Annotated in this window: 7 protein-coding genes; 2 read left to right on the top strand and 5 right to left on the bottom strand. The window is 42.4% G+C overall.

Annotated elements, in window-relative coordinates; genetic code table 11:
- Positions 1-348: 348 nt before the first annotated feature.
- On the top strand, positions 349-2,055 hold the full coding sequence (ptsP, locus tag G631_RS0116335; protein ID WP_026490351.1) for a phosphoenolpyruvate--protein phosphotransferase: 1,707 nt from the start codon (positions 349-351) through the stop codon (positions 2,053-2,055).
- 771 nt (positions 2,056-2,826) lie between these two features.
- Here ptsP and G631_RS21035 read toward each other — a convergent pair.
- The 3 genes from G631_RS21035 to G631_RS19590 form a co-directional block, all read right to left on the bottom strand.
- Positions 2,827-2,988: a hypothetical protein gene (locus G631_RS21035; RefSeq protein ID WP_155833953.1), complete on the bottom strand. Its 162-nt coding sequence runs from the start codon at positions 2,986-2,988 to the stop codon at positions 2,827-2,829.
- Positions 2,989-3,320: 332 nt separating this feature from the next.
- Positions 3,321-6,368, bottom strand: coding sequence for a hypothetical protein (locus G631_RS0116345; RefSeq protein ID WP_026490352.1), 3,048 nt, complete (start codon positions 6,366-6,368; stop codon positions 3,321-3,323).
- A gap of 46 nt (positions 6,369-6,414) precedes the next feature.
- Entirely contained in the window at positions 6,415-8,538 is a 2,124-nt protein-coding gene (locus G631_RS19590; protein WP_051197332.1) for an efflux RND transporter permease subunit, read from the bottom strand.
- 272 nt (positions 8,539-8,810) lie between these two features.
- Between G631_RS19590 and G631_RS19595 the strand changes: the two genes are divergently transcribed.
- Complete coding sequence (locus G631_RS19595) at positions 8,811-9,503, top strand: TetR/AcrR family transcriptional regulator (protein WP_081671389.1); 693 nt, start codon at positions 8,811-8,813, stop codon at positions 9,501-9,503.
- On the opposite strand, the gene G631_RS0116360 is transcribed toward G631_RS19595, so the two are convergent.
- Positions 9,496-10,494, bottom strand: coding sequence for a substrate-binding domain-containing protein (locus G631_RS0116360; RefSeq protein ID WP_051197333.1), 999 nt, complete (start codon positions 10,492-10,494; stop codon positions 9,496-9,498). The genes G631_RS19595 and G631_RS0116360 overlap by 8 nt on opposite strands.
- Positions 10,495-10,505: 11 nt before the next feature.
- A complete protein-coding gene (locus G631_RS0116365; protein ID WP_242829117.1) occupies positions 10,506-12,527 on the bottom strand; it encodes a methyl-accepting chemotaxis protein in 2,022 nt (673 codons plus the stop codon).
- Between the last annotated feature and the right edge of the window lie 53 nt (positions 12,528-12,580).

Below are 12,580 nucleotides of genomic sequence, written 5' to 3' on the forward strand. Positions count from 1 at the left end.
CATTTCGCAAAGCCCAGAGAAATAATCTCTGCGTGCACAGGCACTTGAGATTATTTGGTCTTTGCTACATAGCACTAAAATCGATCCATACATATACCACTTGCAGTCATTCCTCATATATGGAGTAACCTTCTATTGTAAACTGCAAAGTTCTAACATATGCCTTTACATATTGCCTGGTTAGCTTTATCAATTATCGCCAGGTTTATCTGACAACAACACAACATATGTCAATTTAGGCAAGTAATAGAGTCTACTTATTAGGTGACAATAGACTGCTAACAGCGTCTAATGGTAAATAAAAAGTTCAGTACATTTTAGACAAGAAATAAGATATGGAGGAAGAAAATGCACAAAGGAATTGCAGCATCACGTGGCATAGGAATTGGTAGCGTTTGTGTCATAAAGGAACACGACCTTAGCTTTGAAAAGAAAAAAATCGAGGACACAGCTGCTGAGAAGGAGCGATTCAATAAGGCGCTTGATGAGTTCAAGGCTGAAACAACTGCCATGGCTGAGGATATCAGAAAAAGGATTGGCCCCAAGGAAGCAGAAATCCTTGAAGGTCACCTGGTTATGGCGTCAGACCCTTCAATGTCAGGCGAAATGCTCAAGATGATCGATGCCGGTCAGTGCGCTGAAGCGGCTGTTGAGGCAGTCTGTGATATGTTCATAGGCATGTTCTCACAGATGGATGACGAGATGATGAAGCAGCGTGCTTCTGACATTAGCGATATCAAGATCAGCCTTTTAAAGCTTCTCTTGGGCATCAAGGATATTGATATCAGCAAGGTGCCAAAGGGTACAGTTCTGGCCTGCAAGGATCTTACTCCTTCTATGACTTCCCAGATCAACAAAGACAATGTATCTGGTATCATCACAGAGGTTGGAGGCAAGACTTCCCACTCTGCTATTCTTGCAAGAGCCCTTGAGATTCCTGCTGTTTTATCTGTTCCTGATATCACAAGTCTTGTTAAGGACAAGGATACAGCTATTATTGATGGAACTGAGGGTATTGTATACATCAATCCTGAGGGAGATGTTTTATCCCAGTATATAATCAAGCGAGAAGATTTCATCCGCAAGCAGTCTGAGCTTAAGGGATTCCTTGGCAAAGAAACACTTACAGCTGATGGCAACAGTGTTGAACTGTTCTGCAATATCGGTACACCCAAGGATGCTAAAAAGGCTCTTGAGTGTGACGGCGAAGGCATAGGTCTTTTCCGTTCAGAATTCCTGTTTATGGATTCCAATCATCAGCCATCTGAGGAAGAACAGTTTGCAGCTTACAAGGAAGCTGCCCAGACCATGGGTGGCAAGCCTGTTATTATCAGAACTCTTGATGTTGGCGGCGACAAGGATATTCCTTACCTTAACATCAAGAAGGAAGAAAATCCTTTCCTGGGCTACAGAGCTGTCAGATACTGCCTTGGCAACAAGGATAGCTATAATTTGCAGCTCAGGGCTATTGTGAGAGCCAGCGCCTTTGGTAAGGTGAAGATCATGCTTCCTCTTGTTACCTGCGTAGACGAGCTCCGCGCAGTTAAGGACATGATTGCTGATATCAAGAAAGACTTCGATGCAAATGGAATCGCCTATGACAAGGATATTGAAGTTGGCTGCATGATCGAGACTCCTGCTGCCTCACTTATAGCTGATATTCTTGCTAAGGAGGCTGATTTCTTCTCAATTGGAACAAATGACCTTACTCAGTACACTATGAGTGTAGACCGAGGAAATGCTGATGTAGCTTATCTTTATTCTACATTCCAGCCATCCGTCCTTCGCAGCATCAAGCACATCATAGAATGTGGCCGCAAGGAAGGCATTCCTGTCGGAATGTGTGGAGAAGCCGCTGCTGATCCGCTTATGATTCCTCTTCTTATTTCATTTGGACTTACAGAGTTTAGTGTTAACCCTGTTCTGGTACTCACTGCCCGCTGTATCATCTCCAAGTGGAGCAAGGCTGAAGCTGATGAGCTTGCAGATAAGGTTATGAGCCTTACTACAGAGGCTGAGATCGTAGCTGCACTTAAGGAAGCTTCTAAGGAATAAATTGTGTTAGATGGCTTGATTAGCTTGGCTAATTTATGAATTGTATATTAGTGTATATTTTGGCTGCCGCACTGTGAATTCACAGTGTGGCAGCTTTTTTCTATGCTGGCATGGGTTTAATATAGCTTCTGTGATGCATAGTTTGTTTTTCTATTTCTTCTGCATTACATATTGCAGAGCATTTCAAGCAAAACAAGACTTTTTAATTAAATTGCATGAATTGTAATTGGTATTACCCTCGTAGTGTTACGTAATACTTATATGCAAATTTATCTTGCTTCGGTATTACTCCTCTGGCGCTAGGTAATATCAATAGCAAGGAATTCTTGTATAAAGGTATTATCTGCGTAGGCTCGCGTAATACCTTTTTGCAAGTTTATCTTGCTTTAGTATTACTACCCTGGCGCTAGGTAATATCAATAGCAAGGAATTCTAGTATAAAGGTATTATCTGCATAGGCTCGCGTAATACCTTTTTGCAAGTTTATCTTGCTTTGGTATTACTACCCTGGCGCTATGTAATAACAAGAGCAAAAAATCTTGTATAAAGGTATTACCCGCGTAGTGCTGCGTAATACCTTTTGCAAATAAAAAGAGCATAAGGTTCTTATTCTAACAAAACCTTACGCTCTCAATCATTTATTATCTTAGTTATTCTTTATTCACTATTATTTCTAACAGCTTCTAAATTTGTATTTTTCAAATATTCTTATATTCTATTGTTTCTAAATCTATATGGTTAATGGTTAAAGCTCATATCACAATCATCTAATCATCTCATACTGCGGAGCATTTCGATTGCTGTCTGAGGACGTCTCTCCTCATGAGTATCGCTTGAGTAATCATATTTAGCAAGAAGTTTCTCTCGCATCTCCTCAGGGTGATTATATAATTGATCCATAAGTCTATCAAAGACCAGTTTGTATTCTCCCATATTATTGCCTCCTACCGTGCCGAGCTGCCAAACTAGTTATCAAGTTGGTATTATGAAACATACTGCCAATCTTATCTGATCAGAATAAGTAAAATGATCATACTATCCAACACATCTAGTTATAAGCAGTCCCACGAACATGCTGTCCCACTCATCTAGTAATAATCGGTACTACGTACATAAAAACTACTGTTAATTCACGCTAGCGCTTAACATCGTAACCGATTAATCGAAGGAATGCAATGGAAAATATCACAATAATCTGTGAAAAAATTGTGTCCACTTGTGCACAATTTAGTTTCACAAGTGGACACAAATTTTGATTTAAAACATCAGATGTCTTCAGCCTTTACGCCTGCTGTTCTGATAATGAATTTAACGCTGCAATCCTCTTCGTCACTTGCTCCAGCAAATGATGTATATTCTGTACCAGCTTCCTTAATAGCGGTGAGCTTGTCAACGAAATCTGTAAGATCTCCATCAAATGCTTCGTAAAGCTTCTTGATACCTTCCTGATCAAGCTTTGTAATACCATCAAGAAGTTCCTGAACGCCAGCATCAACCTTGCCGATACCTTCGTCAAGTTTACCAGCACCGTCATCGAGGTCCTTAGCACCATTCATAAGTTCTGTAGCACCATTATCAAGTGTTCCGGCACCAGTGTTGAGCTCATCAGCGCCACTCTTAAGATCCTTGGCACCTGTAGCAAGCTTATCAGCGCCATCCTTGAGCTGTGCTGCACCAGAATCAAGCTGTGCTGCGCCATCGCTAACCTGCTTAGCGCCGCCGTTAAGCTTGTCATTATTGGCTACAAGCTGATCTGTTCCAGCCTTGATCTGTTTAGCACCTGCATTAACCTGCTCTACGCCTTCTGAAAGACCAGTTACATGTGTGCCGTCAGGCATATTATATCCATCTATACCAGCCTTAAGCTGTGTAGCACCTGTATTAAGTTCCTGAGCTCCAGCATTTAACTTAGCTACGCCTCCCTGAAGGTCAATTAGTTTCTGCTTAGTGAGGTCAAGCTTCTTATCAAAAGTAATACCATATGCTTTTTCCTGATCAGTAACAAATGCATCAAATGAAGCAAGAGTATCATTTACAAATGTAAGTGTCTCAGAAACTGCGTTCTTTGTTGCCTTTGTAGCAGCAAGTGTAGCTGAATATGTGCTGATATCACTAACTCTGCTTGCCACCTCCTGCTGAACTCTCGTTGTAACTTCAGCCTTTACAGTTTCCTCCATCTTAGCTGCAGCTGCTGCCTCATATTTTTTAACAGCTTCTTCAAGCTTCTCCTGTACAAGCTTATCAACCATATCATCTACATCTTTCTGAGAATAAATTTTCTCATCAGACCCTGTATCTGTATCTGAAGCTGCAGAATCAGCTTTTGGAGTTGCCTCATCCTTTATTTCAACTGATGCACTAGCATTATTCGCAGCTGTTGCTGCTGTTGTGGTTGCTGCTGTTGTAGTTCCTGTCGCTGCAGCTGGTGAACCTGCTGCGTCTGCTGGCGCTGCCTCCTGCTGCCCAGATGTCTCTTCCTTGTTCTCAGCTGGTGCATTAGAAGGTGTACTTTCAGTTGCTCCAGAAGTAGCCGCACCTGATGCTGCTGAAGTATCTACTACATTTTCTGTAGAAGACTTTGAATCAGGATTTGTAATTTCTCCAGAAACAACTTCACTCTCAGCATTTTCAGATCCTGCAGGCTCCTGATGCACTTCACCACTTTGCTGCCCAGCAAGTGCAGCAAGTCCTGCATCTCTTACACGAACTGCGTCCTCTGCGCTTTGTATCTTACCACCTGACAATTGAGTAAGCGTTGGTACAAGTGCATTTGGACAAGCCACACCAGGTGTAGTCAAAAATCCTTCAACTGCATTAAGACCTTCAACGGTAGTATTAAGTTCTGTCTGCTTGGCCTCCAGAGCAGTTTTCTTTGCAGAAATCATATCAAGAGCACTTGAAAGCTGTGATAACTGGCTAACCCCATTATTCAATTCTTCAGTTCCTGCAGCCAACTGACCTGCTCCAGCCTGAAGCTTAGCAGCGCCAGCAGAAACCTTGCCGGTACCAGTTACAAGAGTTTCTGTTCCGTTTGAAAGCATTGTTGCTCCTGCATTTACCTTACTTACACCGCTTGTATAAGAAGAAACGCCATCTGTGAGGGTCTTGGAGCCGTCTGCAAGTTTACCTGTGCCGTCCTTTAATGTGCCTGTGCCGTTTGCAAGAGTGCCGGCGCCGTCAGAGAGCTGGCCTGCTCCGGTTGCAAGTTTGCCTGTGCCATCAGAGAGCTTTGTTGTGCCATCCTTTAACTCTTTTGTGCCGTCATAGAGTTTACCTGTGCCGTCCTTAAGTTCCTTGGAACCTTCAGCGAGCTTGCCTGTGCCATCCTTAAGAGTGCCAGCGCCCTCTACGAGTTTGGTTGAACCATCATTAAGTTCTCCCATATCATCCTTGAGGTCGTCAATCTTACTTGAATCAGCCATGTCCATGGCGCCGAAGTCTGAAAGGATATCGGAGCTTGCCATTGTGATTGTCATGCCAAGTTCGAAATCTGTTGTATCTGCTGTGATTTCAAAAGAGTTTGAGAGCTTACCCTTAATTTCTTCTGAATCCTCAAGTTCATCCCACTTTTCATCTGAAATATCAAGACTCTCCTTAAGTCCTGGAAGGGCAACACCCATAACAATGTAGTTGTTTCCTTCTGAAATAATCTTACCATTTGAAATCTCAACGTTTGAAAACTTGTCAGAATCAAGCATCATTCCAGAAACCATTGCAAATGGTGTATAGACTTCAATGTCCTTGCCATCTACGTTTACTGTCTGCTTGGACTTATTCTCATACTCGAAGCGGATTGTAACTTTACCGCTCTTGCCTGCAAGCTCTGATGGAGAAATCTCTTTTCCATCAAGAGTGTATGTGATCTTCATGTCTACAGGAAGTTCCTTGTCTGTAGTTCCCTGATAGTAGATATCTGATCCTTCAGCGTCCCATGTAACTGTTCCGTCGCCGTTCTCAGTATATGTCTCTGAACCCTTAACATTTACAATGTCGTGAAGCTCTGTAGTGTCGGACAATTCTGCGCTCTGCTCAGCGTTCTTGAGCCACTCACTTACGATAACGTCGTTGACTGCGCCGTTTGCATCTGCTGTGACATAAACTGTCTCAACCTTGCCTGCTTCCCCGATAGCGCCTAGCGCTGATGCACTATTTGCAAGGCTCTTTTCAAGCTGCTGTTCCTGAGCTGTTTCAACTACAGCTGTAGCCTGTCCATTTTCTGTAGTTGCTGTATTTGATCCGCATGCTACAGTCAGAACTGCCATCATGCAAGCCATAATTACTGAAACTGATCTTAAAAGATTCTTTCTTACCATAACTCTCCTCTTTTCCGCCCGCAGTGGGCATATTTATTATTTTCCTTTAAGCCGCCTTGTGGAAGTGAAGGATGTGATGTCCGCCATCGTGTGGATGAGGCTTTATCGCATCTTTGTTCATACCAAAGGTTGTTCTTACTATCAAACCATCAAAGAGCATATACATTGCCGGAAGTACCAGAATTACTGTAAACATGCTGACTATAGCGCCTCTGGCCATAAGGTTACAAAGTGAACCGATCATATCGATACTAGAGATAAGGCCTACACCGAAGGTTGCAGCAAAGAAACTAAGCGCACTGACAATTACTGACTTCATGCTGGTTGAAAGAGCTATAAGTGTTGCCTCTTTCTTGTCGTGGCCGTTATTTCTTTCACCTAGATATCTGGTAGTCATAAGGATTGCGTAGTCAACTGTTGCGCCCAGCTGGATTGTGCCGATTACTACAGATGAAATGAAAGGAATTGTAGTATGAGTGTAGTACGGCAGTCCCATGTTTACGAAGATTGCAAACTCGATTACAGCAACCAGGATAAATGGCAGTGATACTGATTTAAGTACAAACGCGATGATCAGGAAAACAAGTCCAATTGAAACCATGTTAACTACCTGGAAATCGTGGTTTGTGATATTGATAAGGTCCTTGGTACAAGGCGCCTCACCTACTACCATTGCTGTAGGATCGTAGGATTTAACGATTCTATCTATAGTTGTTATCTGATTGTTGATCTCATCAGAAGCAATCTTATAATCTGTTGTCAAAAGAACCATCTTCCACTGGTCACTCTCAAGCTTTGAGAGGGCATCTTCTGGAATAAACTCTCTTGGAATAGAAGGTCCTATAAGAGAATCTGCGCTGAGAACTGAGATAATACCGTCGGTTTCCTTTATCTCTTTTAACATCTGGTTCATTGATGCGCTGTCCAGATTCTTGTCCACAAGGAGCATATATGCTGAATTCATCTCAAACTTCTCATCTACCTCATTGGCGCCCTGCACGCTTTCAAGGGTATCTGGAAGTGTCTGAGTAAGGTCGTAATAAACGCTGGTGTGGTTGTTTCCGTAAATTGCTGGTGTCAAAAGAGCCAGGAAAATAAGGAAGAATGCCAGATAGTGCTTGGATACAAACTTAGGAATCTTAACGAACTCAGGCATTAGTGGTTTATGTTTGGTCTTTTCAATAAGGTTATCAAATACAAGGATCATGCTAGGAAGGATTGTAACGCATCCGATAACGCCGAATACAACGCCCTTAGCCATTACAACGCCCAAGTCAAGTCCCAGTGTAAAGCTCATAAAGCAAAGTGCCACGAAACCTGCGATTGTTGTGATGGAGCTACCAATTACTGATGTGAAGGTTGCTGAAATAGCCTTGGCCATAGCGTCCTTCTTGTCATCGTTATGCTGGAGTTCTTCCTGATAGCTGTGCCACAGGAAAATTGAGTAGTCCAGTGTAACACCCAGCTGAAGTACTGCTGACAGGGACTGTGTTATGAAGGAAATCTCACCCTTGAAAACATTGGTTCCCATATTGTAAACGATTGCCATTCCTATACTAAGAAGGAAGAATAATGGGATCAGGTAGGAATCCATTGTAAGTGAAAGGACTATAACAGCCAGAAGTACTGCGATTCCTACGTAGATAGGAGTCTCTTTTTCTGCCATATTCTTGGTATCTGTAACAATGGCGCTCATGCCACTCATAAAGCATTGTTTATTGGAAATCTTTCTGATGTCCTCGATTGCCTGCATGGTTCCATCTGATGATGTACCTTCGTCGAATACGATGAACATCATTGTAGCATCGCCTGAATTAAAGGCCTTCTCTACGTCCTCAGGAAGCATTTCCATAGGAACTGACAGGTCCATAACTGAGTCATACCAGAGAACATCTGCCACATGATCTACTTTTTCAATTTTGGATTTGAGAGTCGCAACGTCCTTCTCCTCCATGCCTTCTGCCACATACAGGACAAAAGAGCCAGTTCCAAACTGGTCAAGCAGAATGTCCTGCCCCTGCATGGTCTCAATATCCCCTGGCAGATATGTCAGGATATCGTAATTGACCCTTGTGTTAAAGTACCCGATTGCTGATGGCACCAGAAGTGCAAATGCAACGATCAGGATCACAAATCTTAGCTTTACAATAAGATGTGAAAGCTTATTCATAACATTTCCTCCTCTTTTAAATATGAATTCAGCCCCTCACTATATGAGCAATAGGCTAAAATATTGTTAAAACATAAAATTGACCAACGGTCATTTTTCTGCTATATTTGGTATACCACAAAAAATGACCAACGGTCAATATTTTGGAAATAAAATTTTTTACCCACTTTTGCATTTGTGGGTAAAAGGCTTTGAAAGCCGCATAAAACGTGTGAAATTTTAATTCGCTTTTTTATTTTTTCTGATATAATCCTATAAGAAAGGTAATAAAAATGATCGTAAAAGAAACTGAGAGTATAGAAAAATTAAAGAAGAAAACTACCAGTAAAACTGGCGCCAGTAAGAAGACATACGACAGAAATGCCAAGAAAAGAGAGTCTAATAAAAAGGCCAAATTTGAAAGTCTCTTGAATTCATCTTTCGAGCTCTTTACTTCTCAAGGTATCAACATGACTTCCATTCAGGACATAGTCAATAAAGCCGGAGTTGCCAAGGGCACTTTTTATCTGTATTTCAAGGACAAACACGACCTTAGGGACTTTCTTATTGCCCACAAATCAAGTCAGCTCTTTATGCAGGCTTATGCTGAGCTTCAAAAGGCCAATATCACAGTCTTCGAAGACAGACTTGTCTTTTTAATGGACCACGTCCTTGACGAGCTTGCCAATAATAAAGGGCTCCTTATGTTCATCTACAAGGACCTGTCCTGGGCAGTATTTAAAAAAGCCCTCACCACCCCTTTAGGCAGTGAGGACATTGACTTTGGAGAAGTCTACCGCAAAATGGTAGAAGAATCCGGTGTTAAGTTTAAAGATCCTGAGGTCATGCTGTTCATGATCATAGAGCTGGTCGGATCCACAGGCTATAGCTCTATTATATACGGTGACCCTATTTCTCTTGAGGAGCTAAAGCCCCATCTAGCTGATACTGTACGCAACATAGTTGGACAGTTCACTCTTAATTGATAGATGCTGCATTGGAGATATCAACAGGAGCAAATGGCACCCATACATATTTAAGGTCTTCTGTTGCTCCTTCCACTGTGCTGAGGTCTCCGCCGCTTCCCATAACGGCTGCAGCGCTTACAGCAGCTGCTCCTTGTCCCTTAGCATCCTGAAGCACGGTAAAAGACATCTCTCCTGCCAGAATTGATGCGCAGCCATCAGCTGTAGCATCTACGCCACATACAGGAATCTTACTGCAATCCAGTCCATATTGCTTAAGTCCCTCTACAGCTCCAAGGGCCATTGTATCGTTATTGCAGAAAATAACGTCTACATTCTGGCCAGTTTTCATGAAGATACCAAATTTTTCTTTTGCCTCTGCATCAGACCAGTTGGCTGTATCCACAAACACGTAATTAGCATCGCAGCCGCCTTTTTTAAGAATCTGCTTAACTGATTTTGTTCTGTTAATAGTAGCAGAATGTCCTATTTCTCCTTCAAATATCATAACGTCCAAAGACTTGGGATTTCCGAACTTTTTAAGTATATATTCGGCCTGATACTGGCCTGCCTGATACTCGTCAGATCCAACATAGATATATTTGCCACCTTCAAGATGCGCATCATCTGGCTGGGCATTAACATAAACAATTGGAAGTCCATTGGCTGCACCATTCATCTGAAGCGCAGTTGCGGCGTCGCAGGCCCTTAAGATAATTGCTGTATAGCCGGAAGCCTTGGCATTTGCTACTTGCTGGGACTCAAACTCAGCATCTCCGCCTGTTTCAACCATATCAAGAGCTATTCCCTGGTTCTTGGCTGCTGCTACAATTGCATCAGAAAGAGTTGCTCTAAAAGTATCATCGGTATCCGTCATTAGAAAGAGGATTTTTCCTCCAGCACTTCCACTTCCTCCTGAGGATGAACTTCCGCATCCCAAAACAGATACGGCAATCAGCATGGCAGCAACAAGGCTTGTGATCATTCTTTTTATCTTAATGTTCTTACTCATAATTAACCTCCTCAGATCTTAAACTTCTGAACGTAGGATGTAAGAGTCTGTGAAGTTCCAGCCAGTTCCTGGGAATTATCAGCCACATCCTGACTGCTCTTTGTAATATCATTGGCCATCTGAACCATATTTTCTGAGGTTGCAAGAATTTCATCAGCACTTGCTGCCTGCTCCTCAGAAATAGCAGCTACGTTGGTGGCAACATCATCTACCTTTTCAACATCGCTGACCATTTCCTCTATAAGTTTGTTAGACTCCTGAATATTATTGTAGATCTGGTCAAAGGTTCCTACTGCTACTTCTATAAGTTCGCTGTTTGCCTTTATGCTCTCAGCACTGGCATTGGCCTGGCCAACAGCATCTCCAATAAGCTTTCTGACCTCTTCAATAAGATTCGAGATGTTCTGTGCGCTTTCTGCTGAAGTCTGGGCCAGCTTGGCAATCTGTGTAGCAACAACAGCAAAGCCTTTTCCGGCTTCTCCAGCTCTTGCGGCCTCAATACTGGCATTGAGTGAGAGAAGGTTGGTTTCTTCTGCAATCTCACCGATCATTCCAACGATGTTGGTGATTTCTTCAGATGCAGTACCTACCTTGTTAATTGATTCAACAAGTCTCTCATTGGCATCCGCAATTCCGTCCATGGCTGTGCTAAGTTTCTCCATGTCCTTACGGCCCTTCTGGGAGATGTCAACTGTTTCTTTCATGCTCTTATCAGCCTTGTCGCTGTTTTCTCTTGTATCCGTAGCTATCTGGGCCAGAGTTGTAGCATTCTCGGCAATCTCATTGACGGCTGTTGCCAGCTGGTCAACTGTCTCATTTAGCTGTTGCATGGCTTCAGCCTGAGACTCAGAGGCCTCGTGCATAGTCCTTGATACCTGGTCAGAATTTTCTGACTCTGCCTGAAGTTTATCTGATTCCTGGCTGATACTGGATAACATTTTCCTCATGGCAGCAACAAAGTCAGATACTTTGCTACCCATTACGCCAATCTCGTCATCGCTGGAGGTATCAACTTCAATTGTGAAATCGCCCTCAGACATAGCTGCGATGTTTCCAGAAATTTTTGAAAGAGGAGCAACAACTCTTTTAACTACAAACAAGATCATGATAAAGATAAGAACTACAGCTACTGCACCTACAATAAACAGAAGCATTCCCATCTGGTTGACAGCGCTGAGGATTATATTTGTAGGTATGTAAGAAACCAGGAGCCAGTCCGTTCCTGATATTTCATCAAAGGCAACGTAGTACTCTCCTATTTCTCTGGTGGAATAGTCACCGTCTGCAATTGCCTTGGCAACTCCAGATAAAAGAGCTGTTCCAGAGCTCTCAGAAATAGGCGTTCCTACTATAGTATTATCTCTGCTGGCCAGAACCTTGTTGTCGTTTGTATCAACCAAAAGAGATTCTGCCTTATTCATCTTTACACCTGCATTAACAATGATACTGATCTTATTTAGAGTAACATCAGCACCCATAACCTTTATCTCGTCAGAGCCGTCATTTATGATACCTGTGGCACTTACAACGGTTTCTCCGGCATCATTTGTATAGGCAGTTCCGTAAGCCATCTCAACACGGGTTATTCCCTGCTTATACCAGATACTGTCCTTTACATTGTTTTCTGTATGCTCAGAGCCTGACGCTTTATAGAACTTACCAGAGGCTGTTCCAATGTAAAATCCATTTGGAGAATTTGAGTTATAGCCATAATAATTATCAAGGAAAGAAGTATACTCTTCCTCTGGAATATTCTGCTTTTCGAGGGTATGCTTAACAGTTCCAAAGTACTTAAGGTTCTCTGAAAGCCATGCCTCAATGTTATCAGCCTGATTTGAAATAGATGACTGCAGCGTTTCTGTAGCCATTTCAGACATTCTGTTTTTTGAAATGGAAGCAGAAATAACAACCAGAGCAACCACTGTCACTACAACAACTGGCAGTATGTACATTAAAAGCTTGGTACTTATCTTTTTATGTTTCCTGGTCTCTGACTTTGCTGCCTTAGTTACATCTTCATTCTTTCCCATCATATCCCTCCATATTGGAAAAAACTGTAAGCAAAAATGCACACCAAATAGGCATC

It is taken from the genome of Butyrivibrio sp. XBB1001 (genome assembly GCF_000424505.1).
Classification (GTDB): Bacteria; Bacillota; Clostridia; order Lachnospirales; family Lachnospiraceae; genus Butyrivibrio.

What these genes read in the sequence shown, in the direction of transcription:
- ptsP (WP_026490351.1), top strand. Translation starts at nt 349, where the DNA reads ATGCACAAAGGAATTGCAGCATCACGTGGCATAGGAATTGGTAGCGTT.
- G631_RS21035 (WP_155833953.1), bottom strand. Translation starts at nt 2,988, where the DNA reads ATGGGAGAATACAAACTGGTCTTTGATAGACTTATGGATCAATTATAT.
- G631_RS0116345 (WP_026490352.1), bottom strand. Translation starts at nt 6,368, where the DNA reads ATGGTAAGAAAGAATCTTTTAAGATCAGTTTCAGTAATTATGGCTTGC.
- G631_RS19590 (WP_051197332.1), bottom strand. Translation starts at nt 8,538, where the DNA reads ATGAATAAGCTTTCACATCTTATTGTAAAGCTAAGATTTGTGATCCTG.
- G631_RS19595 (WP_081671389.1), top strand. Translation starts at nt 8,811, where the DNA reads ATGATCGTAAAAGAAACTGAGAGTATAGAAAAATTAAAGAAGAAAACT.
- G631_RS0116360 (WP_051197333.1), bottom strand. Translation starts at nt 10,494, where the DNA reads ATGAGTAAGAACATTAAGATAAAAAGAATGATCACAAGCCTTGTTGCT.
- G631_RS0116365 (WP_242829117.1), bottom strand. Translation starts at nt 12,527, where the DNA reads ATGATGGGAAAGAATGAAGATGTAACTAAGGCAGCAAAGTCAGAGACC.